General features: G+C 47.8%; 24 protein-coding genes and 1 tRNA gene. 6 read left to right on the top strand and 19 right to left on the bottom strand.

All coding sequences use genetic code 11. The annotated features are described in order from the left end of the window. Nucleotides 1-40: 40 nt before the first annotated feature. From BLV22_RS00370 to BLV22_RS00360, 3 genes are all read right to left on the bottom strand, one after another. Nucleotides 41-1,234 (bottom strand): cation:proton antiporter, encoded by a 1,194-nt coding sequence (locus BLV22_RS00370; RefSeq protein WP_342706652.1) that lies wholly within the window; start codon nucleotides 1,232-1,234, stop codon nucleotides 41-43. 113 nt (nucleotides 1,235-1,347) lie between these two features. Then, on the bottom strand, nucleotides 1,348-2,013 hold the full coding sequence (locus BLV22_RS00365) for a potassium channel family protein (RefSeq protein WP_091610114.1): 666 nt from the start codon (nucleotides 2,011-2,013) through the stop codon (nucleotides 1,348-1,350). Nucleotides 2,014-2,083: 70 nt separating this feature from the next. Beyond that, on the bottom strand, nucleotides 2,084-2,635 hold the full coding sequence (locus BLV22_RS00360; RefSeq protein ID WP_091610113.1) for a peroxiredoxin: 552 nt from the start codon (nucleotides 2,633-2,635) through the stop codon (nucleotides 2,084-2,086). A 203-nt stretch (nucleotides 2,636-2,838) separates the two neighbouring features. On the opposite strand from BLV22_RS00360, the gene BLV22_RS00355 reads away from it, so the two are divergent. Continuing rightward, entirely contained in the window at nucleotides 2,839-3,663 is an 825-nt protein-coding gene (locus BLV22_RS00355; RefSeq protein ID WP_091612187.1) for a mechanosensitive ion channel family protein, read from the top strand. A gap of 56 nt (nucleotides 3,664-3,719) precedes the next feature. Here BLV22_RS00355 and BLV22_RS00350 read toward each other — a convergent pair whose 3' ends face one another. The 3 genes from BLV22_RS00350 to dapD all read right to left on the bottom strand — a co-directional run bounded on the left by BLV22_RS00350 (nucleotide 3,720) and on the right by dapD (nucleotide 6,854). Next, a complete protein-coding gene (locus BLV22_RS00350) occupies nucleotides 3,720-4,838 on the bottom strand; it encodes an N-acetyldiaminopimelate deacetylase (protein WP_091610111.1) in 1,119 nt (372 codons plus the stop codon). Continuing rightward, a complete protein-coding gene (locus tag BLV22_RS00345) occupies nucleotides 4,838-6,049 on the bottom strand; it encodes an aspartate aminotransferase family protein (RefSeq protein WP_091610109.1) in 1,212 nt (403 codons plus the stop codon). The genes BLV22_RS00350 and BLV22_RS00345 overlap by 1 nt, the downstream gene beginning before the upstream one ends. A gap of 91 nt (nucleotides 6,050-6,140) precedes the next feature. Beyond that, entirely contained in the window at nucleotides 6,141-6,854 is a 714-nt protein-coding gene (gene dapD, locus BLV22_RS00340; protein WP_091610108.1) for a 2,3,4,5-tetrahydropyridine-2,6-dicarboxylate N-acetyltransferase, read from the bottom strand. Between the two features lie 149 nt (nucleotides 6,855-7,003). Between dapD and rraA the strand changes: the two genes are divergently transcribed. Then, nucleotides 7,004-7,477 carry a ribonuclease E activity regulator RraA gene (rraA, locus tag BLV22_RS00335; RefSeq protein WP_091610105.1) on the top strand — a complete coding sequence of 158 codons (474 nt, stop codon included), beginning with the start codon at nucleotides 7,004-7,006 and terminating at the stop codon, nucleotides 7,475-7,477. Here rraA and BLV22_RS00330 read toward each other — a convergent pair. The 3 genes from BLV22_RS00330 to BLV22_RS00320 form a co-directional block, all read right to left on the bottom strand. After that, complete coding sequence (locus tag BLV22_RS00330) at nucleotides 7,474-8,652, bottom strand: MFS transporter (protein ID WP_176967576.1); 1,179 nt, start codon at nucleotides 8,650-8,652, stop codon at nucleotides 7,474-7,476. The genes rraA and BLV22_RS00330 overlap by 4 nt on opposite strands. Before the next feature lie 185 nt (nucleotides 8,653-8,837). Then, on the bottom strand, nucleotides 8,838-9,233 hold the full coding sequence (locus tag BLV22_RS00325; RefSeq protein ID WP_176967575.1) for an HPr family phosphocarrier protein: 396 nt from the start codon (nucleotides 9,231-9,233) through the stop codon (nucleotides 8,838-8,840). A gap of 91 nt (nucleotides 9,234-9,324) precedes the next feature. Further along, complete coding sequence (locus tag BLV22_RS00320; RefSeq protein ID WP_245723985.1) at nucleotides 9,325-10,437, bottom strand: mechanosensitive ion channel family protein; 1,113 nt, start codon at nucleotides 10,435-10,437, stop codon at nucleotides 9,325-9,327. A 168-nt stretch (nucleotides 10,438-10,605) separates the two neighbouring features. Here BLV22_RS00320 and BLV22_RS00315 point away from each other — a divergent pair, with 168 nt between their 5' ends. The 3 genes from BLV22_RS00315 to BLV22_RS00305 all read left to right on the top strand — a co-directional run bounded on the left by BLV22_RS00315 (nucleotide 10,606) and on the right by BLV22_RS00305 (nucleotide 11,746). Further along, on the top strand, nucleotides 10,606-10,869 hold the full coding sequence (locus BLV22_RS00315) for a hypothetical protein (RefSeq protein WP_091610100.1): 264 nt from the start codon (nucleotides 10,606-10,608) through the stop codon (nucleotides 10,867-10,869). A gap of 243 nt (nucleotides 10,870-11,112) precedes the next feature. Then, nucleotides 11,113-11,188: transfer RNA gene (locus BLV22_RS00310), tRNA-Val, on the top strand. 246 nt (nucleotides 11,189-11,434) lie between these two features. After that, nucleotides 11,435-11,746, top strand: a complete 312-nt coding sequence (locus tag BLV22_RS00305; RefSeq protein WP_091610098.1) for a hypothetical protein — start codon at nucleotides 11,435-11,437, stop codon at nucleotides 11,744-11,746. 36 nt (nucleotides 11,747-11,782) lie between these two features. Here BLV22_RS00305 and BLV22_RS00300 read toward each other — a convergent pair whose 3' ends face one another. From BLV22_RS00300 to BLV22_RS00285, 3 genes are all read right to left on the bottom strand, one after another. Further along, nucleotides 11,783-12,004, bottom strand: coding sequence for a hypothetical protein (locus BLV22_RS00300; protein WP_091610097.1), 222 nt, complete (start codon nucleotides 12,002-12,004; stop codon nucleotides 11,783-11,785). Nucleotides 12,005-12,119: 115 nt separating this feature from the next. Continuing rightward, nucleotides 12,120-12,518, bottom strand: coding sequence for a DUF3942 family protein (locus tag BLV22_RS00295; protein WP_091610096.1), 399 nt, complete (start codon nucleotides 12,516-12,518; stop codon nucleotides 12,120-12,122). Between the two features lie 448 nt (nucleotides 12,519-12,966). Then, nucleotides 12,967-13,194, bottom strand: coding sequence for a hypothetical protein (locus BLV22_RS00285; RefSeq protein WP_091610092.1), 228 nt, complete (start codon nucleotides 13,192-13,194; stop codon nucleotides 12,967-12,969). A 142-nt stretch (nucleotides 13,195-13,336) separates the two neighbouring features. Between BLV22_RS00285 and BLV22_RS00280 the strand changes: the two genes are divergently transcribed. Next, nucleotides 13,337-14,254: an aldo/keto reductase gene (locus tag BLV22_RS00280; RefSeq protein WP_091610091.1), complete on the top strand. Its 918-nt coding sequence runs from the start codon at nucleotides 13,337-13,339 to the stop codon at nucleotides 14,252-14,254. A 45-nt stretch (nucleotides 14,255-14,299) separates the two neighbouring features. Here the strand turns inward: BLV22_RS00280 and BLV22_RS00275 are convergent, their stop codons facing one another. From BLV22_RS00275 to BLV22_RS00245, 7 genes are all read right to left on the bottom strand, one after another. After that, on the bottom strand, nucleotides 14,300-15,565 hold the full coding sequence (locus BLV22_RS00275) for an L-lactate MFS transporter (protein WP_091610089.1): 1,266 nt from the start codon (nucleotides 15,563-15,565) through the stop codon (nucleotides 14,300-14,302). Between the two features lie 143 nt (nucleotides 15,566-15,708). Continuing rightward, nucleotides 15,709-16,764: a Gfo/Idh/MocA family protein gene (locus BLV22_RS00270; RefSeq protein WP_091610087.1), complete on the bottom strand. Its 1,056-nt coding sequence runs from the start codon at nucleotides 16,762-16,764 to the stop codon at nucleotides 15,709-15,711. Continuing rightward, on the bottom strand, nucleotides 16,764-17,501 hold the full coding sequence (locus BLV22_RS00265) for a ThuA domain-containing protein (protein ID WP_091610085.1): 738 nt from the start codon (nucleotides 17,499-17,501) through the stop codon (nucleotides 16,764-16,766). The genes BLV22_RS00270 and BLV22_RS00265 overlap by 1 nt, the downstream gene beginning before the upstream one ends. A 186-nt stretch (nucleotides 17,502-17,687) precedes the next feature. Next, a complete protein-coding gene (gene xylB, locus BLV22_RS00260) occupies nucleotides 17,688-19,166 on the bottom strand; it encodes a xylulokinase (RefSeq protein WP_091610083.1) in 1,479 nt (492 codons plus the stop codon). 16 nt (nucleotides 19,167-19,182) lie between these two features. Further along, nucleotides 19,183-20,517, bottom strand: coding sequence for a xylose isomerase (gene xylA, locus BLV22_RS00255; RefSeq protein ID WP_091610081.1), 1,335 nt, complete (start codon nucleotides 20,515-20,517; stop codon nucleotides 19,183-19,185). 44 nt (nucleotides 20,518-20,561) lie between these two features. Next, nucleotides 20,562-21,383, bottom strand: coding sequence for a carbohydrate ABC transporter permease (locus tag BLV22_RS00250; RefSeq protein ID WP_079476017.1), 822 nt, complete (start codon nucleotides 21,381-21,383; stop codon nucleotides 20,562-20,564). A gap of 19 nt (nucleotides 21,384-21,402) precedes the next feature. Continuing rightward, the gene (locus tag BLV22_RS00245) at nucleotides 21,403-22,281 is read right to left on the bottom strand and encodes a carbohydrate ABC transporter permease (RefSeq protein ID WP_091610079.1); all 879 of its coding nucleotides are present in this window, start codon (nucleotides 22,279-22,281) and stop codon (nucleotides 21,403-21,405) included. Nucleotides 22,282-22,291 lie beyond the last annotated feature (10 nt).

The following is a 22,291-nucleotide window of genomic DNA, read 5'->3' as shown; positions in this document are numbered from 1 at the left end:
ACATATTGGTTTTCATATCACCTGGCATATCCGGGCACTCTCAGGAAGAAAATTTCTGTGCAAGTGGGTAGATCCCAAGGCTTTGAATAACAAGTGATAGCACAATAGCTGCAAATGTGAGAGAAACGACGAGGTCCGCACTGCTGCTGGACTGGGTTTCAATACTCAGCAGCAGGGCTACAGAAACCGTTCCTTTCAGCCCGGACCAGGTCATCATAAATACAGAGGACCACTGAAATCGTTCGTTAATATGCGGGGACAATTTCAGAAAACCACCTAACACAATGAAGCGGATGATCAGCGAAATAATAAATACTCCAATCGCTAGCAGCCAGTGCCCGAACGCAAGATAATCTGCAGACTGAATGCCGATCAATAAAAAAAGCAGGGACAATACGGCCGGCTCCACCACTTTCCAAAAACCATCCAGATAGGAGTGAAGCTCATCCTCCTTTTCCGATTGCTGGAAAGCCCGGGAGAGCATAATACCTGCCGAAACGGTGGCTAAAACACCGGAAACTCCCAGGCCTTCCGCCATATAAAAGCCACCGTAGGCAAGAATTACACTGAGCATCACCTGATACACGTGGCTGTGCATAATGTGAACCGCCTTTGTGACCAGCCAGCCTCCAGCTATTCCGACAGCCACGCCGCCAAGCGAAACCAGGAGAAATTCACCCAGAAACGAAAAGATGGAAAAGGGCTCATTGTACAAAAACATAGAGGAAGCAATCCCGAACAACACAACGCTTGTTCCATCGTTGATCATCGATTCCCCTTCCACTACTTTCGGGATATCCGAATCCCCGAACACATTTTCGAGAATGGCCGTCACGGATACTGGATCCGTCGGTGTCAGTATAGAAGCAATTAAAAATGCTGCAACGAACGACAGACCGGCAACGGGGCCCCCCACAAGATATATAAGCACGGCCATTAAAAATACGGTCGCCATCAGACCAAGAGTTCCGAGTGTCGCAATCGGCCAGATGTTTTTCTTTAATGAACGTATCGGAAAGCTGTAGGCAGACACAAACAAAAGAGCTGGAAGCAGCAGATCAAAAATAATATCATGGTTCAAACCCAGCCTGTTAAAAACGGGTATGAACGAAAGCCCGAGTCCAATAAGTAAAAGTACCATCGGCACTGGGAAATAATTGCTTTTAACATCAAATATATAAACAATCAGCCCGATGGCTAATAGTATAACGAGTAGTGACGCGTACAGCAGCAACTAATTCACCTCCTGTAATAGTATATGCAGCCAACATCCTTATTTACCCTTATTTCATATTGAAAAACTAAAAAGCCCTTCCGCATCAATCATGCGAAAAGGCCCAATCATTTTCAGTTATCATCTATCCACCGGGATTCGAGTCTCGCAATGTCTCCGTCCGCACCGACGACAATCAGAATATCTCCCTCACTGATATCCACTTCCGGACGCGGAGACACGTGGACGTCCTCTCCGCGTTTAATAGCGAGAACGTTGCATCCATACGTTTCACGTATATCTAAATCGAGAAGCGATTTCCCGTCAAGCAGCTGACCGGCTTCGAGTTCCACGATGCTGTAATCCTCGGAAAGCTCCAGGTAGTCGAGCACGCTTTTAGACACGATGCTGTGCGCCACTCTTACTCCAATATCGCGCTCCGGGTGGATTACTTCATGGGCACCGATGCGCCGGAGCACTTTTTCATGATAGTCATTTTGTGCTTTTACCGTAATGTGCTTGACGCCGATTTCATCAAGCACGATGGTAGTCATAATGCTTGCCTGAATATTATCACCGATAGCTACAATGACATTGTCAAAATTACGGATACCAAGACCACGCAGCGCCTTTTCATCCATGCCGTCCGCAATGACCGCCTGGGCGACGACCTGGGCAAATTCATTAACCCGGTGTTCATTGGAATCAATAGCAAGCACATCCATTCCTTCATCGGCCAGGGCGTTGCATATGCTTCCGCCGAACCGGCCGAGACCAATGACTGCAAACTGTTTTTTCATTCCGTTCTCCCCTATTCTTCTCAAGTCCTCCAGCTTTTTGGCGGGCCTCTTCAGCCCCGGCCATGGACGCTCAGGTGTTCAGCGTGTCCTGTCCCGGCTTCCAGTTCGCCGGGCACATTCCCCCCATCTGAAGGGCCTGCAGTACACGAAGAACCTCGTCAACGTCGCGTCCGACATCATTGTGATGAATCATCGAATACTGCAGTTCCCCGTCAGGATTAATAATATACAAACCGCGCAGCGCTACTCCCTCTTCTTCGATCAACACGCCGTAATCCCGGCTGACCCGGTGATTTGTATCAGCTGCAAGTGGAAATTTCAGCTCCTCGAGCCCATTCTCTTCCCGTGTCATATTGATCCATGCTTTATGCGAATGGATAGTATCTGTCGAAACGCCGATAACTTCTGTATCAAGTTCTTCAAACTCCTCATAATGATCACTCATTGTTGTAATTTCAGTCGGACAGATGTGGGTGAAATCCATCGGATAGAAAAAGAGCACCGTCCATTTATCTTCCTTCATTACTTGTTCAAGGCTGATCGTGCCAAACGAGGTGTCCGGCATGACGGCATTCATCTCGAAGCGCGGAGCCTGCTTTGCCACCATACGCTTTTCACTCATGCATTCCACTCCTTTAATAATTGCGATCCTGCATTCTATCCTTCATTATATGGACCCCCAATTTCAAAGTCAACGAAACGCTCCACTCCTGTGTTCACGGCAGTTTGATTCATTACTATTGCATATTTTTTGGCACAATTAGTTATGTTATACTAACCAGGTTAAAATGGAAACTACAGGCTGGGGAGTGGTATAACTTGAATATGGAATCGTTTAATGAAGGAATTTTCTGGACAGCTGCCATTATTTTAATGGTGCAGCTAATTGGAGTGCTAATCGGCTATATTATAGTTCGTGCCATCGGGAGCAAAATCATTCATCGCTCCTTTAACCGCATGGAAAAACAGCGGAATATGCACCCGGGCAGGGTTAAAACCCTTTCGAAGCTCGCTGTAAGCATCTTTACTTACATTTTGCTATTTATCGTAATTACCATTACTTTAGGTTTGTTCGATCTTGATATTGCTCCGCTGATCGCCAGCGCCGGGATCGTCGGGCTTGCGATTGGCTTCGGGGCCCAGGGCCTTGTGAGTGACGTCGTTACCGGCTTTTTTATTCTTCTCGAAAAGCAGATTGACGTTGAAGACTACATTGCGATCGCCGGAATAGACGGTATTGTCGAGGAGGTTGGACTGCGCACCACTCAGGTGCGAAGCTTTGACGGTACGCTTCATTTCGTACCAAACCGGGAGATCAGTGTTGTCAGCAACTATTCGCGCGGCAACATGCAGGCAATTGTCGATATCGGCATTGCTTATGAAGAGAATGTGGACAAAGCGATTGCCGTTATTCAGGGAGCCTGCAACCGCGTGGCTGAGGAACAGGGGATTTTCAAGGAAGGTCCTGACGTTGTAGGAGTAAACGCCCTTGGCGCTTCGGAGGTTACGATCCGTATTATCGCCAAAACAGAGAACATGATGCAGTGGGCGATGCAGCGGGAGCTGCTGAAGGCCTGCAAGGAAGATCTTGATGCCCATAATATCGAAATCCCTTACCCGCACCAGGTGAATGTCAGCAAAGAAGCGTAAGGCAAATAAAAGACGGCGGAGGCTTTAAGAAGCCCCCGCCGTTTTTTATCGTTTTATTACCGACTGTGCAGAAAATCAGTGAAAAACTCTACCGCGGTGTCCATCGCCTTTTCAGAAGGACTGATCCGGTTGTCATGCAGGCCGTACGGCGTATCCACCCCAAGCCAGACCATCGTCCCGGGGATGTCCCGGAGAAAATAACCAAAGTCTTCTCCGGTCATTGCTTCCCGGCTCTCCACAAAATCGACCTGACCGTGGCTTTCCGCCGCTGACGCCAGCTCCGCTGTTTTTGTTTCATCATTATACACCTGGCAGTAATTCGCTCCCCAGTCCACGTCTGTTTCACAATGAAAGGAAGCTTCAACCCCTTTCAGCATCCCGGTAATTCTTTCTTTAATCAGCTTCATGTTGTCCATTGAGAAGGTGCGGATCGTCCCTTCCACCCGGGCGGATTCCGCAATAATGTTCTGCTTGGTTCCTGCTTCAATCGTACCAATTGTCACAACGGCCGAATCGAGTGGATCAATGTTTCTTGCTACGATCGACTGAAGCTGAGTCACAAAGTGACTCGCTGCCACCACCATGTCCTCCGTCTGGTGAGGACGTGCAGCATGTCCCCCTTTGCCGCGGAGATTAATAAACAATTCCGACGTATTGGCAAACAGCACCCCCGGCTTTGTCGCAATCGTGCCTACCGGGTGCTCCGGAGCGATATGAAGCGCATAAATTTCGTCCGGCTTCCATGTCTTGAATTCCTCGGACCTGAGCATCGGTTCCGCTCCCCCGGGCCCTTCTTCTGCCGGCTGAAACAGCATCACCACGTTTTGAACCGGCCGGTTATCCGCAAGGTTCTGCAGTATACCGAGCGCAATCGACATGTGCATGTCGTGCCCGCAGGCGTGCATCATTCCTTCATGCTCGGACGGAAACTCCAGACCTGACTGCTCCGGGACCGGCAGGCCGTCCATATCCGTTCGGTAGCCGACGGTTTTTTCCGGGGCAGAGCCTTCGATACGAACGAGAATACCGGTCTCCCATGTTTTATACGACAGGTGTTCCTGCGGCAGAGCGCGAATCACATCAAGCAGGTACTGCTGCGTTTTGAATTCCTGAAACCCAGGCTCCGGAATGCGGTGCAGATCACGGCGGAACTTCGTTAAATCGGCGGAGGTCATTACTGCACGCTCCTTTCTTTCAAGGCGTTCATTTCTTCGGCAAGGGTTTCAACAAAGGCGTCCACCTCAGCGCGCTCAAGGGTCAGCGGAGGCAGAAGGCGGATAATGCGCTGCTGGGTAATATTAAACATAAACCCTTTCGCAAGCAGCCTCTCCTGCAGTGTTTTCACAAATGAAGCGTCTGCATTCAACACCACACCGATCATCATGCCGAGCCCGCGGATTTCCTGCACAAATCCTTCGCTTTCATTCTTCCAGTCTTCCAGACGGGACCACAGGTATTCAGCCCGTTCACGCCCATTTTCCAATTCGTTTTGCTCATACAGGACATCAAGCACTGCATTTCCCATCGCGGCACTGAGCGGGGAAGGTCCAAAGGTTGTTCCGTGATCGCCCGGGTGAAATACTTCCTGCACATGCTCTCCTGCAATCATACCCCCAAGCGGCAGACCGCCGCCGATGCCTTTGGCAAACAAAATAACATCCGGCGTAATATCTGCCCGCTCATAGGCGAAAAATGTACCGGTGCGCCCGATACCGGTCTGAATTTCATCCACGATAAACAGCACATTGTATTTTTCACATAGAGCTTTTGCTTTCTCCATAAAAGAAGGAGAAACCGGCTGAATACCGCCTGAGCCTAAAATTGGCTCGAATAAAAATGCGGCCGGCTGATTCGTCTTAAGCACTTCTTCAAGTGCCTCCAGATTTTCTGCTTCCACTTCATAGACAGGATAGTCCGCTGCTGGAAAATCCTGATAAATTCCGGGCTGGCGTGTCAGTTGAATAACGCCCAGCGTCCGGCCGTGGAAGCTTTTTTCCAGAACGGCGATTCCTTTTTTCGGCGTTTCCTGGCTGCTTCCCCACTTATGCACAAGCTTGACCGCTGCTTCGGTGGCTTCCGCTCCGGAGTTTGCAAAGAACACCTTTCCCGGGATACTTAGCTCAATCAACCGCTCCGCCAGGCGGACCGCCGGTTTGTTAATAAACATATTGGAAATATGAAGAAACTGGTCTGCCTGTTCCTTCAGCTTGCCTAGCAAATAAGGGTGTGAATGACCGACAATATTGACAGCCAGGCCGGTAAATAAATCAAGGTATTTGTTTTGTTCGCTGTCGTATAAGTAATTGCCTTCCCCTTTTTCCACTACAATCGGAAGACGCTGGTACGTAGACATTATATAGTGCTGGTCTTTTTCAAGCCAGTTCATGCTGTTTGCCCCTTTCGCGTAAATGAAAAAGAAAGGCCCCTTTTGGAACCCGTCCCAAAAGGCAGCCTTTCACCGTTACGTTGTTGCGTTGTTATTTTAAGCGGCGCAGTTCCTGTTTAATTTCTGTTTTTCCTTTTGTCTGCTCGTCAATTTCTTTGATGACACGTGCAGGTGTTCCGGCAACGACCGTGTTTGGCGGCACGTCTTCTGTTACTACGGCGCCAGCGGCTACGACTGCGCCTTCACCGACAGTGACTCCTTCAAGGATCACGCAGTTGGCACCAACCACAACGCCGTCTTCAACAATGACAGGCTGTGCGGATGGCGGCTCAATGACGCCGGCGAGAACTGATCCTGCGCCGATATGGCAGTTATTGCCCACGGTGGCACGTCCGCCCATTACAACGTTCATGTCGATCATCGTGCCTTCCCCGACAACGGAGCCGATGTTAATGCTTGCGCCCATCATGATAACGGCGCCTTTACCGATTTCCACCTGGTCGCGGATGATCGCGCCAGGCTCAATGCGTGCTTCGATGTCTTTCAGGTCAAGCATCGGAATCGCGCTGTTTCTGCGGTCGTTTTCTACAACAAAATCTTCAATTTTGTCTGCATTCGCTTCGATGCCTTCTTTAATATCTTCCCATTCACCGAACAATACACCGGTGTTTCCTGTAATAAACCGCTTCGTTTCATTTCCAAATCCGATAGCGTCCAACTCGCCGGTAATATGTACTTTAACCGGAGTGGATTTTTTACTATCTGAAATGAACTGGATAATTTCATTTGCATCCATTTGATTCATGTTTTACATCCTCCTTCAAATTTCTCTTTCCTAGATTATCATATCGCCCTTTGAAAGCAAAATGATAGTTCCATCTTTTTTCTCTTCTCCTGCTATTTTCTTTCTTCTGGGAAAGCCTTACAATGAAAATAATAAAAGGAGGCATACATATGGGTAGAACAGCTGATATCTGTGATGAATACGGAAACGAGGTTTTTGTCGCCAACGAGCCGTTTTTATCGCACGGACCGGCACTTTCCTTCGAAGGTCCGGTGGAAACAGTACGGGTATTTGAGGATAACGTTCTTGTCGAGCAGGCGCTTGGCGACCTCCCCGCTGGCAGCGTTCTTGTAGTTGACGGAGGCGGTTCGTCCCGGCGCGCCCTCCTCGGGGACAACCTGGCAGAAATTGCTGTCAAACGAGGACTCGCAGGCATTATCGTGAATGGCGCAATCCGCGACAGTGATGAACTGCGCGAAATGAATGTCCGGGTGTTTTCCCGTTTTACCAACCCGCGAAAGTCCGTCAAAGAAGGACGCGGCGAACGCTCCGTCCCAGTCGATTTTGCCGACGTCACCTGGACCCCCGGAGACTACGTCTATGCCGACAGCGATGGTATCGTCCTTCTTCCTGCCAAAAGCTAGCCTGCTTCCACCGGCATAAGACGGCGCACGCTTGTAAGTGTAACTATTAACAGAAGCAGGCCGCCGGCAATGACGCCGATCCATCCGGCTACGGGCCACAGCAGTCCAAAATAAATACTGCTGAGACTTCCGCCCAGATAATAAGACGTCAAATAAAGTCCGGAGGCACTCGCCCGGGCTTTTTTGGCGTTTTTTGTCACCCATGAGCTCGATGTGGAATGCGCAAAGAAAAAGCCAAAGCTCAGCACTGCCAGCGAACCAATGACCACCCACAGCTGCGGTACAAGCGACAGCAGCAGGCCACTGGCCATAATGAGGATGCCGGTCTGCATACAGTCCGTCTGTTTAAAGCGCTGCGTCAATTCCCCGGCAAGGCTCGAGCTGAATGTGCCCGCCCCGTATGTTAAAAAAAGCAGGCCCAGGACTGCTGTATTGACGAAAAAAGGGTCCCCGTCCAGGCGGTACGTAATAAAGTTAAATGTGCCGATGAACACGAAGAAATTCAATCCGCCGATAATATAAGCGCGCCGCTGCACCGGATCTTTAAGATGAAACAGCGCATTTTTCCATGTATCGCTCCACTCCAACGGCTTTGGCTTGAAATTTTTCGAAGCCGGAAGCAGAAGAATCACGAGTACGGCAAGCAGTACGCTTGCCCCGGCCATAAAAAAATAAGCCGTCCGCCAGTCAAACCAATCGGCAAGTACGCCGCTCATTACTCTCCCACCCATGCCGCCAAGACTGTTCGCGCTTACGTAAAATCCCATCGCTACTGTCATCGCCCTGGGGGTGAATTCTTCTCCGATATAGGACATAGCCGCAATGGGAATGCCAGCAAGCCCGACTGCCTGTACCATCCGCAGCAGCAAAAGCAGCCAGAAGGAGCCGGCAAACGGAATGAGGAGCGTAGCTATGGTCCCCCAGATCATCGCATACACGATGATTTTCCTCCTCCCTTTTGCGTCGGAAATCGCGCTGATAAAAAAGAAGCTAACGCCAAGCATTAAAAGCGACAATGAAATGACAAAGCTCGCTGTCGCCTCGCTGACATTGAATTCTCCGGTAAACAATGGAAGCAGCGGCTGCGGATAATACATATTGGCAAAAATAAGCAGGGAGGCAAGTCCGAGGGCAATGGATGCGCGCCAGAACGTTCCGGTATGCCGGTCGATCATAAAGCAATCTTCCTTCCGTGTCATTCGTCATTACTGCTTGTATTATACAACCAGTACACATGATTCATTTCTTTTTTATTTTACCCGATTTGGCTCGTTATATGCTTAGCATTATCCTGGGTCTTAGAAAAACGGTTTCTAATACAGCTGAAGACCCGGACGCTTTTCCGGCGCCGGGTCTTCTATTAGCTGCGTGTCGTTTTCAGATACGAGCGTGCAATATTTCGTACATTGGGATTCCAGTGGGTCATGCATCCAGCCATCGCCCGTTCCACATGCTCCGCTGCTTCGTCTTCCCAATAGCCGTTATTATTCTCATGCTCTACTGCTTCTCCAAGATATCCAGCTGCCACCCTGGCAACCGCTTCTTTATCTTCTCCGTGTACTTTAAGTTCCACTTTGTCTCCAAGTCTGATGCTTGTAAACAACGACATCATGCCGAGTACGCTTTTTCCGTTTGCGGAAGTTCTCCGCTTTTCAAAAAACACATCGGCCTTAAATGTTTCCAGTTCATGAACAAACGACAATACTTGACTGGCATTCAGCCCGCGGGTTAACACGAATGTTTCCACTCGTTCCATCGAATGCATCGGCTCCTTTTTCGTACATATTCCTTCTGACAAACATTCTTATTATAACATGTACGTTTCATTTGCCAACCATGAAACCCGCTTAATTATTGTCGGACATGTAATAATTTTCTTCAGATGCCTTTTCAATATAAATTGACTGTGTTGGGTATGCAAACTGAACGCCTTCCTCCTGAAGGATGCGAATGATTTCAAGATTCAGCTCTTCTTTTATTTCCGCCCATTCCAAAAACGCGGTCGTTTTCGTAAAGCAGTAAACCCACAGGTCGAGCGAAGAGCTGTTAAATTCTTTAAATTGCACAAGAATCAGTTCTTTATCAATGTCATCACGGTTATTCAGCATCTCCTCGAGACGCTCTCGCAGCTGCAGCACCTGCTCACGCGGCGTCTGGTATTCAATGCCAAGAGTCATATCTATTTCCCGCTTACGCATTTCACTCCAGTTCGTAATCGCCTCATGGGCAAGCGTGTTGTTTGGAACGATGACGATCGAGTCAGCGAAGGTACGCACCTTCGTGCTCCGAAACGAAATATCTTCCACAATTCCTTCCACCGTCGGCGTATAAATCCAGTCGCCCCGCTTAAACGGACGTTCCACCACAATAATTATGCCGCCGATGAAGTTAGCCACCATGTCCTGGGCGGCGAGGGCAAAGGCCAGACCACCAAGGCCGAGACCTGCCACAAAGCCGTTAATGTTAAAGCCCCATGACGAGAGGATAATAGTAAATGCGAGCGCCACGATAATAATTCGGAGCACCCGGGAAAGAAACGGGACCAGCATATTGTCTTCTTTGCCCTCGAGCCGTTTAACCATCGGGTTAAAGAGCATCGAAGACGTGTTCAGCAGCTTGTATGTTCCCCATGCTGCGAGCACGATTAAAATTGAACCGTAGAGGCGGTTGATAATTGTCATGGAATCCCACGGTATAGGCAGATACAACAGCGCCAGGTATATGCCGAACACGGCGAAAAACATGCGGATCGGCCGTTCAAACGATACTAAAACGTTAGTGAACAGCTGTGATCTCGATTGGTGAGTCATTTTTAAAATGAACCTGAAAATGTATTTAGTAAAAAGTTTCCGAAAAGCAAACACGAGAAGTGCAATCAAAACGGCTACGCCTATATCAATCCAGGGCAGCTCCACAATACGTGTCTGCCATTCCATCCAAAAGTCTGCATATGCCTGCATGAACATTCCTCCACCTTTGTCCCGTTCTCTCTATATTTTAAAGCTGCCGCCAGGCAGTTTACTGCAGCGTTCCCACTTTTCGTATTTGTGGATATCTTTCAAACCTAAGGTATGGTAGCATGTAAATCGGAAAAAGACATCATCACAAAGGAAGGTTTAGATAGTCGCATGGATTTACTTATTTTACTGCTAATTGGTTTTGCTGTAAATACGCTCATATACCAGCTTGCCCGTTTGATGCAAAAAGTCTCCGGGCGAAGCCTGCCGCTTCTGGGCATCACCTACATTGCTTTTTTCGGAGCGCTGTCGCTTGGCATTTTTAATCAGGGACCGCCCGGCTTCATTCTTTCCAATCTCAGTCTTGGCATGCTCGCCTTCTGCCTATTTCTATTCCTTCAGCAGCGGAAAGAAAAACAGCGAAAGGAACAGTAGTTCACTTTTTAATGGATATGTATCGCGATCGATAAAAATTTCTGTTTCTGCCGCAGGTGCATACACTCCTTTAGTATCTCCGGTAGAAATAGAACATCGGTAAAACCCTTAAGCTTCACCGCACGGAAGAAATTGAGCGGACAGCATAACCCTCTGCTTTCCCTGCATAAATTGACCGCGGAAGGATTGACACCGTTCTTTTCCTATTGTATATTATTTCTGTCGCTTCATTCCATATCATTTGTTCCGTTAGCTCAGTAGGGAGAGCGCCACCTTGACAGGGTGGAGGTCACTGGTTCGAGCCCAGTACGGGACACCATAAATAATAAACTACAGCAGGAGCCTCAGGCTTCTGTTTTTTTATTTGCACGGCCCGGGCTGTTTTTCGTACCCATTCCTTCTTCCTCTCCTCAGAACCCCTGCTATCCCGCCCATTATTTTACAATGATTAGTACATTTTATAAACGTTTATGTATCTTTCCGTACATTCCTTTTGTATCCTCTGCTTTTATTAGGTTGTTTCAGGGTGTATTATGGTAAACAACTACTGAAAGGAGGAATACGGATGAGTTCATCATCAGTGGACAGTTCGAATTTCATCGAGGTGTATTTTGACCCTTCCGCCATTCCGCTTTTTGAATTGAATGGATTTCAAAGCGAGGGAGCATTCGAAGAGCATTCCAGCTACGTTAAAGCAGTAGTGTCAGCGGAGAACTGCAGTATTGAAGAAGCGGGTGTTTACTTCTATCAGGAAAAAGCCCAGAATACCTCCGGCGGCAGCCGCACCCTCTTTATTCCTATGCGTTTTATTCTAACAGCAGTGGAGCACTCCGAATCCCGGGGGCCTATCGGCTATACAGATCCAAATACTCTTTAGAACAGCCAAAGGCAGAAAGCTGCGCGCTTCTGCCTTTTACCGCAGAACGTATATATGCCGTCCAAGCTGGATAATCTCTTCATTTTCAGGAAAATACACCCGCTCAAACGTCGGATGAAAACCGCTGTTCTGCATGGAGTGTATATCAGCAACCCATCCCCCTTCCCCCGGCCAAACAAGACAATGCAGCATGTGCCCTTCACTACAGATAATTACCTGCACCTGGCGAATCTGCCGGTCAATATAAACGACCCCCATGGCGTATACCCCCTTAATGACAATATACCCATTCGTGGTGAATCAAGACTTATTTCCCGAGGAATTATTTAATATTTTTCCAAAATAAAAAAAGCGCCGCAACGGGCGCTTTTTTCTATAGTCCGAGTATATCTCCAAATGTATCCCGTAGGTGGTCCCTGACGATATCCATATTAAATTCCTGCTGCTTTTCCTGGCTGTACATTCTGCCATTCTGGACGTATATGACATCGAGTTCTTTCGTCGTATCATCTGTACTCTGCGTTACTTCAATGTGGCAATTGTCGCCGTCTGTTCGGGTTTCAAAAAGCACTTCGCGGTTATCGATGGTCATATAGCTGCGGTGCTTTGAACCGTAGCTGCTGAACGAGTCATTTTTCACTTCGCCGATCTCTTTATTCAAATTATTAAAGTACTTGGCAATTTCCCAGTTTACTTCGTTCATAATATTTGCGTCTTTATCTTCTTCTAAATACTCTTTTGCTTTAGCTACGAACTCATCTTCGAAACTCATTGCCATCACCCTCTTCTTTAAAGTAATTCTCTATTTTACAGATTATACGGGATCTCCACTACCACCACGGAAAAATTATGTAAAAATTATTTATTAAAAAAGAGTTATGTTAACTGCTCACAAAGACAGTTAACATAATTCACTTCACTTCTACTACATACACACCAGCGTCAACATATCGGATAAGCATCAACTGTCCGTTGCCTACCATCGAATCAATAGTTTTCAAAGCAAACGAACTGTCAATGCTGTTTCTATCTTTTAATATAGCGGCGACATCTTTATTAGTCAGTGGCTTTTCATTGTCCTGAATAATATTCTTTATTGTTTTAGCCCCTCTGGTTTGTAATATAATGTTCACCCCTTTGTTTATCATTAATATCCTATTTCCGAAAAGTCTGCAGGGTAATCATCAAATTATTACATTTTTGAATCCATGGGTATAGAATTACTGGTCGCTCTCGTGCAGGTGGCTTTCTTTTCCCTGTTTAACCTGTAATTTCCCTCTTCGTATAGCTTCCGTTATGATTAAACACAGCGCTCCCGCCAAAACATGAATGAATGCCCATACATAGCTTTGCAGTACGAGTCCGACAATAATTCCGAGGCCGATATTCCATATGCCGATAATAAGCCAGAATAAGATAAAATAACTGTTTATTGTTCTTCGTTTCATTTCTGACACCCTTTAATGTTTTTCTACAAATTACCATATTTATGTGTAAAAGTCATTTTTCATGTTTTTTGACAGCGTTATCATGCCCGTTGCACACCCGTCATGTTACACTATTCTTATCCTGAAAAAAAGAGGTGCTCAGATGAAGCAAATGCAGTTAGGCAGCAGTTCTCTTCACGTATCCAATATAGCACTCGGGTGTATGCGTATGAATGAGCTTTCCATTAGTGATGCTGAAAAAGTTTTCCGTACCGCTCTTGATGCTGGCGTGAACTTTTTTGATCATGCCGACATTTACGGTGGCGGGGATTCTGAAGATATTTTTGCCAGGGCAGCCGGTATGAACGATGACCTCCGTGAAAAAGTGATTCTTCAGTCCAAAGCAGGCATCCGCGGGAATTCTTTCGATTTTTCCAAATCGCATATTTTAAACACCGTCGATGAAAGCCTGAATCGTCTTCAGACAGATTATCTGGATGTACTGCTTCTTCACCGCCCCGATGCGCTCATGGAGCCTGAAGAGGTAGCGGAAGCGTTCGACAGTCTCCAGGCCTCTGGAAAAGTCCGGCATTTTGGTGTCAGCAACCAGCATCCAATGCAGATTGAGCTTTTAAAGCAGCACGTTAAGCAGGATCTGATTGCCAACCAGCTGCAGTTTGGTCTGATGCACTCCCTCATGATAGACCAGGGATTGAATGTAAATATGAAAAATGATGCAGCGGTCATGCGTGAAGGCGGGCTTCTTGAATACAGCCAGTTGAACAACATGACCGTCCAGGCCTGGTCTCCGTTTCAGTACGGCATGATGGAAGGCGTTTTTGTCGGCAATGACAAATTTCCGGAAGTAAATAAAAAACTCAGCGAATTGGCCGGGCGCTACCACATTACTGAGTCGGCGGTGGCGGCGGCCTGGATTCTGCGGCACCCAGCACGCATTCAAACCGTTATAGGAACGATGAATCCCGAACGGCTGGCAGGCATCGCCAAAGCTTCTGAAATCACTTTGACACGTGAAGAATGGTACGATCTTTATCAGAAGGCCGGCAATGAACTCCCATAAGAATAAAGACCCCTTTCTCCATTATTAAGAGAAAGGGGTCTTTCTTTATGCTTTCGCTGCTTCTGTGCTTTCCTGTTCTTTGTTCTTTCTGACTTTTTTAATATTAAATCGCATTATGATCATAGCTGCCAGGGCAACTACGAGAAGAATATTAAAAAGGGTAAACGATAAGGCGTAGCTTCCTGTAGCCGAAACAATGCTTGAAACAGCTGTCGGTCCGGCCACCCCAGCAAGAGCCCAGGCGGTTAAAAGGAAGCCGTGTATGGCGCCGAGCTGTCTCGTGCCAAACAGGTCACCGATATACGCCGGCAGACAGGCAAAACCGCCGCCGTAGCACGTAATAATAATGAATAAGAGAATCGCGAGCAGCACGACGTTAGTCGTTAACGGGAGCAGGAAAAAGGCTACAATTTGGATAACAAAGAATATTGTAAAAGTATTCGTTCTTCCAAGATAGTCCGAGAGCGATGCCCAGACAATCCGTCCGCCTCCGTTGAAAAAGCCCATTACGCCGACGATAGTAGCTGCTACAGCCGCGCTTGTTCCAGTGATGGACTGGGTCATATTCGATGCAACTGCGAGCAGCATGATTCCTGAAGAAATGTTAATAAACATCACGATCCACAGCAGGTAAAACCGCATCGTCCGGAGTGCTTCTTTCGCTGAAAGCTGCGCCAGATCCCCGCCTTTTTGGTTCGTTTTGAGATCTTCTTTATTATAACCTTTAGGCATCCAGTCTTTTGGCGGCTTTTTCATGTAGCTTGCCCCTGCAAGCATAAGAACGAAGTACGAAGCGCCCAGGATGTAAAACGCTCCCGGGATCGATACAGCGTTCATCAGCCATTCAGCTACGGGGCTTGTGATCAGTGCCCCGGCGCCAAATCCCAATACGGCCATGCCAGTAGCCAACCCTCTGCGGTCTGGAAACCACATCACGAGTGTAGAAACCGGGGATATGTACCCGATACCAAGACCAATGCCGCCGAGAACACCATAAGAACCAATAAATAATGGCAGACTTTCAAGCTGGACCGCAAGCCCGGCCCCCATTGTCCCGGCACCAAACAGCACGGCTGCAATGGCAGCTGAGATTTTCGGCCCATATTTTTCCACAAAGAACCCTAGTGAAGCGGCCGACATCCCCAAAAAGAAAATTGCAATAGTAAATGCGAGTGTTACGTCGGAAATGTTCCAGCCAAGTGACTCATTCAGCGGGTTCTGATACACACTGTATGCATACACCGAACCGATCGATAAATGAATCGCTATGGCTGATAACGCCATCAACCAACGATTTCGATCTGCTTCCATAATTAGTAAGTCCCCCTTCTGTAATAATACAATCCTCCCTTTCCCTCTCTGTGTGCATTCAAACGGCCATTCCTAAAAAAATTGTAAAAATTCTTTATTAAGAATGGCTTTAAAATAATGAAAAAAGCACCCGGATGGATGCTTTAAACTTCGTCGGCATATACATTGTCCAGACGAACACTTTTTCCAGTTCTGCTGCTTTCATAAACAGCTTCAATAATCCGGGTGACACGCAGAGCCTGCTCGGGCTTAACGACGACCTCTGCCTGCCCCAGGCATGCCTCTATGAAGTTTTTCGCCTGCAGCACGTCTTCGCGCTCGGAGTTTGTTAAGTGCGGCTCCGTACTCATCATCGAACCGAATTTTGACTGGTAAAGCTCGAGCGGAAAGACCTGTAGGCCCCCATCCACCCCGGATATGCTCAATTCTTCTTTATCTTCTTTGATATTCGCTGCCCAGGATGACTCCAGGAGCAGCGTCATACCGTTTTCAAACGTAATATAGCCGGTCACATGGTCCTCTACGGAGAAGCTTTCGGCGTCGATAGCTCCCCATTCATTAATCTGGCCGGGGGTTTTACTCAAACGGTCGTATGTTCTTCCGTTCACTTCCACCGGCTGTGGGTCATCCAGGAGCCAGAGAGCCAGATCCAGCAGGTGACAGCCGTAATCAATCAGGCTGCCTCCGCCCTGTAGTTCTTTATTCGTAAATACGCCCCATCCGGGCACTTTCCGTCTTCGCATCGCCTGAAGACGCACAACCAGCGGATCGCCAATTTCACCCTCCACCACCATCTGTCTGGCTGTACTCGACTCCTTCATGTAACGGTAGTGATAACCAATCGTTAACACAGCCCCTGAACGCCTGGATGCATCAATCATGTCTCTGCATTCGGACGTAGTCATCGCCATCGGCTTTTCACAAAGTACGTGTACTCCTGCTTCCAGTGCCTGCACGGCTAGTTCTGCGTGAAATTTATTCGGCGTACAAATGATGACTGCTTCAACATGAGCTAGTAATTCTTCCACAGTGCCGTATACAGCCGGGATATCAAATGCTTCTGCAGCAGCTCCTGCTTTACTGAGGTCTGTATCAAACACAGCAGCTATTTGCGCGTTTTCAATTTGCTGAAAAGCGGGCAGGTGTCTGCCCCGGGCAATGCCGCCTGCACCAATAATGCCTACCTGAAGCTTCCCCATTAGTTCTTCCCCTCCGTATCTTTACTCGAAATGGCTTCAAGAGGCCTGGCATTACCGTATACAGGAACCGGGGTATTTTTCGGGGCCGACCACCGGACAGCGTTTTTAATCACCGTCTGAATGTCTTTGTTGTAATATGTTGGGTACGTTTCATGCCCCGGACGGAAATAAAAAACCTTTCCCCTCCCCCGGGTGAATGTTGCCCCGCTGCGAAATACTTCTCCACCCTCAAACCAGCTGATAAAAACAAGCTCATCCGGTGCGGGAATATCAAAGTGTTCCCCGTACATTTCCTCTTTCGGCATTTCAATATACTCTCCGATCCCTTCTGTAATCGGATGGCCCGGCTCCACGACCCAGAGCCGTTCACGCTCGTCTGCTTCCCGCCACTTCAAGTCACAGCCTGTGCCCATCAACGTACGGAATATTTTTGACAGATGACCGGAATGAAGCACAATCAGCCCCATCCCGTCCAGCACACGGTCCTGAATGCGCGTGACAATGGCATCCTCGACTTCGTCGTGGGCAATATGGCCCCACCAGAGCAGCACATCGGTGTCGTTTAACACTTCTTCCGTAAGACCATGCTCCGGCTCATCAAGTGTTGCCGTCCGTACGACATTCGCTTCTTCTTCCAGAAATTCAGCCAATGCTCCGTGAATCCCCTTTGGATACACCTTTGCAACTTCCGGATTCTTATTTTCGTGTCTGTTTTCGTTCCAAATGGTAATGTTCATGCCATTCCTCCTTTAGTTGTTAAACGCTTACTGAATACGTTACCAACACTAGCTAAAAATTTTTGATCTGATTCACCATTATTAAACCGCTTCCATTTCATAGTAATCCAAAACGTTTCGGGCCGCAATCATCAATTGATTTTTTATTAAAACAGGCAAAAGCCTTTTCGGGCTTTTGCCTGCAAATCAGGACCTTTTTAACGGCGAAGTCTGCGCATAAATTTTCTTATATGCCTGAAATGATTGTTCATATATCAGCGACTGGTCAGGGTCAGGGTTAAACGTTTCGCCCTCTTTGACAAATGTTTTTTTGCATTCCTCAAGCGTAGCAAACCATCCTGTGCCATAGGCTGCAAGCATTGCTGCCCCGAGCCCCGGCCCCTGTTCATGAGCGAGTTTACGCACGGGGCATCCAAATGCATCCGCCTGCATCTGAAGCCAGAAGGAGCTTTTCGCTCCCCCTCCAATGGAGACCAGGGAATCTATCTGAAAGCCCTGCTGAAGGATGATTTCGTGAGATTCCTTTAGGGAATACGTGATCCCTTCCATCACGGCCCGGACGATATGTCCTCTCGTATGGCGGATATCGAGGCCGATGAAGCTGCCCCTGATCCCTGCGTCCATATACGGCGTTCTTTCACCGGTCAGAAACGGGGTGAACAATAAATGATCTGCACCTGCCGGCACCTGTGATGCCCGTTCAACCAGCTGTTCAATCGTTTCGTCAAAAAACAAATTGTCCTTTACCCACTGCAGACTGTTCCCGGCAGAAAGAGTGACTCCCATATAATAATACTGATCCTTTGACGCGTGATTAAAATAATGCAGGCGTCCATCCGGCACTGCTTCGCCGTGATCCGGCACCAGGAGCACTCCGGAAGTTCCTATACTTAAAAGGCCTTCCCCCGGTTCAGTAATTCCGCTTCCTAAAGCACCACAGGCGTTATCAGCCCCTCCGGCTATAACGTTCACTCCTTCGTGCAGTCCCGTCTGTACTGCCGCTTCCTTCGTCAGGGTCCCCGCACTTTCATGGGATTCTATCAGCGGCGGGCAGAACGAGGCGGAGATATTAAAACCTTCCTGCATCGTCCGGCTCCACGTTTTTCCTTTCACATCCAGCAGAAGCGTCCCGGCTGCATCGGACAGCTCCATCTGCATACTGCCTGTCAGCCGGTACCGGACGTAGTCTTTTGGCAGCAGAAAAGATGCTGCCCTGCTCCAAACCTCCGGCTCATTTTCCTGCACCCAGAGCATTTTCGGAAGAGTAAAGCCTTCGAGAACTGTGTTCTGCGTCGCCTCAATCAGCTCGTTCTCTCCGATCGTACGACGAATCGTTTCGCACTGCTCCGACGTTCTTGTGTCGTTCCAGAGTATAGCCGGACGCAGCGGCCGGCCGTTCTCGTCCAGGAGCACCAGGCCGTGCATCTGACCGGAGAAGCTGAGGCTTTCCACTTCCTCTGCCTTTATGCCTGTCTCCTCGAGCAGTGCCTGAATCGATGCTTTCGTCTGCTCCACCCATTCATCGGGGTTCTGCTCAGAATGCCCTGCTGCCGGCTGCTGGACAGACAGCGATTTTGATACAGACGCTGTGACGTCACCACTGCGGTTCACAAGAAGCGATTTCACTGCACTCGTTCCTAGATCGACTCCGATTACGTAAGTCATGCCAGCACCTCTTTGCTTAAACTTTTACTTTATTGTTTGCGTTTAAAATATACTGATTCAGTTTTGCCTTGATAAGCTCCTGTTTACCCGACTGGTGTTCGATCGGCTCCTGGAGTTCAAGTGCATAGGCTTCGAGCTCTTTGAAGTTTGTTTTGCCGGCAAGAATATCGCTTCCAACGCCTTTATCAAAGCTGCTGTAGCGCTCCTCCACAATGTTTTCAAATACGCGGTCTTCGATTAGCTGGGAGGCTGCCTTTAATCCATACGCAAAGGTGTCCATTCCCGCAATATGCGCATGAAACAGGTCTTCCGGCTTATGAGACGGGCGCCGTACCTTAGCATCAAAGTTTAAGCCGCCGGTTCCGAGGCCGTCGTTTTTCAGAATTTCATACATCGCGAGAGTAGCATCGTAAATGTCGGTTGGGAACTCGTCAGTGTCCCAGCCGAGCAGCAGATCGCCCTGGTTTGCGTCCACCGAGCCAAGAATGCCCATTTCTCTCGCATAGCGGAGCTCATGTTCGAACGTATGGCCGGCGAGCGTAGCATGGTTGGATTCGATGTTCATTTTAAAATGACTGTCGAGATCATACTTTTGCAGGAATGCGTAGGCTGTGGCGACATCAAAGTCGTACTGGTGCTTCATCGGCTCCCGTGGCTTTGGCTCGATCAGCATCTGCCCTTCAAAGCCTATTTCTTTGGCATAATCCACCGCCATATGATAAAAACGTGCCAGATTATCCATTTCGCGCTTCATATCGGTATTGAGAAGGGTTTCGTACCCTTCCCGGCCGCCCCAGAACACGTAGTTCTGCGCACCCAGCTCTTTAGCTACCTCAAGCTGTTTTTTTACTTTTGCCGCAGCATAGGCATAGACATCCGCATTGTTTGTCGTCGCTGCCCCGTGCATGAACCGGCGGTCCACAAACATATTCGCCGTATTCCACAGAAGACCGATGCCGTGTTCTTTCATATTATCCTTCAGCATCGCAGTGATTGTATCAATATTTTGATATGTTTCTTTTAAAGAATTACCTTCCGGGGCAATATCAACGTCATGAAACGCAAACCGGGTGATCCCCAGCTTATTCAAAAATTCAAAGTTCGCCTCCACCCGTGCTTTCGCGAGATCCATGCCGCTGTATTTCTGATAGGAACGCTCCATCGTTGGTCCGCCAAACGGATCCTCCCCGCCGAAAGTATGTGTATGCCAGTAAGCTACTGAAAAGCGAAGCCATTCGTCCATCGATTTTCCCATGACAGTCGCGTCCTTGTCATAGTGCTTAAAAGAAAAGTCATTAGTCGAAGCTGCACCCTCGAAGTTGATAGTTGGTACGTTGTTAAATACAGTCATTATTCATCCTCCTAATTGTTAGTTAAAATCATTACTGCAATGTATCAGCCTTTAACAGCACTTGAAGAGATGCCCTCCACCACTTTGTTACTGAAAAACAGAAAAGCCAGAAGAACCGGAATAATACTGATAACAAGTGTCGCTCCGATAGAACCCCAATCTGTCATATACTGGCCGATAAAGTTCTGGATGCCGACGGTCAGCGTTTTGTATTCATCCGAGCTGATAAATGTATTTACAAATACAAATTCATTCCAGTTATAGATCATATTAATGATAACTGTTGTAGCCATTACCGGTGTCGTCATCGGCAGGATGATCGTGAAAAACAACCGGTTGATCGAAGAGCCGTCCATAACTGCCGCTTCTTCAATTTCTCTCGGCAAAGTATAGTAGAAGCCGAGCAGAATCATAATCGTAATCGGCAGATTGTACGTTGTGTAAGTGAGAACAATTGATAATGGATTGTCGATTAAATTCACGCTGAGAAACATACTGAACAACGGAATCAGCGCAGAGTGAATAGGGATCATCAACCCGACCATAAACAGCCCCAGCACAAATTTATTCAGCTTCCAGTTCATGCGTGTAATCGCAAATGTCGCCATACTGGCAAAAAGTACTGTTAATACAATCGCAAGACCCGTAATCCAGACACTGTTGAAAAAATACAGCCCTATACCGCCCTGCCAGACGTTCAGGTAATTTCCAAACTGTGGATCACTCGGGAGCGCAAACGGAGAACCTGAAAAGATCTGGGCATTATCCTTAAGAGAGAACAACACCAGCCACAGCAGCGGAAAGATCTGGAATGCCGCTACCAGTGCCAAACATGTGTACAACAAAATATATCCAATTCGTCCCAAAACATTCACCTCATTTCAACTAGTACTGAATATCTTCCTTGGATGCAGTTAATTTTCTGATGATAACCGTAACGACGAGTGTGATAATCAGCAGTAAAAAGCCGATGGCACTGCCGTAACCGAAGTTATTCGTACTAAACGCAAGATCATACATGTACGATGCCATTACTTCACTCGAACCACTAGGGCCTCCTCCGGTCATCACGTAGATAAGGTCGAAATATTTCAGCGACCCGACGATGGCCAGAACAACCGTTACTTTTACTACGCCCATGATTAATGGAAGTTTAATCTTATAAGCAATCTGCAGAGGATTGGCCCCGTCAATTCTCGCCGATTCAATTAAAGATTCCGGGATATTTTTCAGTGCCGCATAGTATATAAGAATATAAAAGCCTGCGTACTGCCAGAGAATCGGTATGAATATGGCATACAGCACCACATCCGGGTTTGCCAGCCAAGCCGGCGGGTTTTCAATGCCAATACCGCGGAGAATCGTATTCAGGATACCGTTCGCCGGGTTGTACACTTTAATCCACAGCTGCGCGATTGCGACAGACGACAAAAGCATCGGAATCAAATAAATTTTTCTTAATAAATCCGCTCCTTTGATTTTGGAAGCCAAAATCATGGATACTGCCAAGTAAATCACCAGGCTTAAAGTTGAAAACAAAGCCAGCAGCAGAGAGTGCCATGCGCTGTCCCAGAAAGCCCCGTCCTGAATGGCATTGATGTAGTTCTCCATGCCAATAAAAGTCATTGAGCCGATACCGTTCCAGTCCATGAGACCGTAATAGCCGGTCAGTATAAGTGGAACTATAATAAGTACGGCAATGAGAAATAAAGCTGGGAATATGTAAAGCGTAATCATGAGTTTGTTCGACATAACTTTATTCATTTCACTTGCC

It is taken from the genome of Marinococcus luteus, from assembly GCF_900106595.1.
Lineage (GTDB): Bacteria > Bacillota > Bacilli > Bacillales > Marinococcaceae > Marinococcus > Marinococcus luteus.
This window is presented reverse-complemented; position numbering and strand designations above follow the sequence as displayed.

Excerpts from the sequence above, each read along its gene's own strand:
- BLV22_RS00360 (WP_091610113.1), bottom strand. The coding sequence starts at position 2,635 with ATGAGTGAAAAGCGTATGGTGGCAAAGCAGGCTCCGCGCTTCGAGATG.
- BLV22_RS00275 (WP_091610089.1), bottom strand. The coding sequence starts at position 15,565 with ATGGAAGCAGATCGAAATCGTTGGTTGATGGCGTTATCAGCCATAGCG.
- dapD (WP_091610108.1), bottom strand. The coding sequence starts at position 6,854 with ATGAATCAAATGGATGCAAATGAAATTATCCAGTTCATTTCAGATAGT.
- BLV22_RS00305 (WP_091610098.1), top strand. The coding sequence starts at position 11,435 with ATGAGTTCATCATCAGTGGACAGTTCGAATTTCATCGAGGTGTATTTT.
- BLV22_RS00345 (WP_091610109.1), bottom strand. The coding sequence starts at position 6,049 with ATGAACTGGCTTGAAAAAGACCAGCACTATATAATGTCTACGTACCAG.
- BLV22_RS00280 (WP_091610091.1), top strand. The coding sequence starts at position 13,337 with ATGAAGCAAATGCAGTTAGGCAGCAGTTCTCTTCACGTATCCAATATA.
- BLV22_RS00330 (WP_176967576.1), bottom strand. The coding sequence starts at position 8,652 with ATGATCGACCGGCATACCGGAACGTTCTGGCGCGCATCCATTGCCCTC.
- BLV22_RS00365 (WP_091610114.1), bottom strand. The coding sequence starts at position 2,013 with ATGAAAAAACAGTTTGCAGTCATTGGTCTCGGCCGGTTCGGCGGAAGC.
- BLV22_RS00300 (WP_091610097.1), bottom strand. The coding sequence starts at position 12,004 with ATGGGGGTCGTTTATATTGACCGGCAGATTCGCCAGGTGCAGGTAATT.
- BLV22_RS00245 (WP_091610079.1), bottom strand. The coding sequence starts at position 22,281 with ATGAATAAAGTTATGTCGAACAAACTCATGATTACGCTTTACATATTC.
- BLV22_RS00295 (WP_091610096.1), bottom strand. The coding sequence starts at position 12,518 with ATGAGTTTCGAAGATGAGTTCGTAGCTAAAGCAAAAGAGTATTTAGAA.
- BLV22_RS00270 (WP_091610087.1), bottom strand. The coding sequence starts at position 16,764 with ATGGGGAAGCTTCAGGTAGGCATTATTGGTGCAGGCGGCATTGCCCGG.
- BLV22_RS00265 (WP_091610085.1), bottom strand. The coding sequence starts at position 17,501 with ATGAACATTACCATTTGGAACGAAAACAGACACGAAAATAAGAATCCG.
- xylA (WP_091610081.1), bottom strand. The coding sequence starts at position 20,517 with ATGACTGTATTTAACAACGTACCAACTATCAACTTCGAGGGTGCAGCT.
- BLV22_RS00285 (WP_091610092.1), bottom strand. The coding sequence starts at position 13,194 with ATGAAACGAAGAACAATAAACAGTTATTTTATCTTATTCTGGCTTATT.
- BLV22_RS00315 (WP_091610100.1), top strand. The coding sequence starts at position 10,606 with ATGGATTTACTTATTTTACTGCTAATTGGTTTTGCTGTAAATACGCTC.
- xylB (WP_091610083.1), bottom strand. The coding sequence starts at position 19,166 with ATGACTTACGTAATCGGAGTCGATCTAGGAACGAGTGCAGTGAAATCG.
- BLV22_RS00355 (WP_091612187.1), top strand. The coding sequence starts at position 2,839 with ATGGAATCGTTTAATGAAGGAATTTTCTGGACAGCTGCCATTATTTTA.
- rraA (WP_091610105.1), top strand. The coding sequence starts at position 7,004 with ATGGGTAGAACAGCTGATATCTGTGATGAATACGGAAACGAGGTTTTT.
- BLV22_RS00350 (WP_091610111.1), bottom strand. The coding sequence starts at position 4,838 with ATGACCTCCGCCGATTTAACGAAGTTCCGCCGTGATCTGCACCGCATT.
- BLV22_RS00320 (WP_245723985.1), bottom strand. The coding sequence starts at position 10,437 with ATGCAGGCATATGCAGACTTTTGGATGGAATGGCAGACACGTATTGTG.
- BLV22_RS00325 (WP_176967575.1), bottom strand. The coding sequence starts at position 9,233 with ATGGAACGAGTGGAAACATTCGTGTTAACCCGCGGGCTGAATGCCAGT.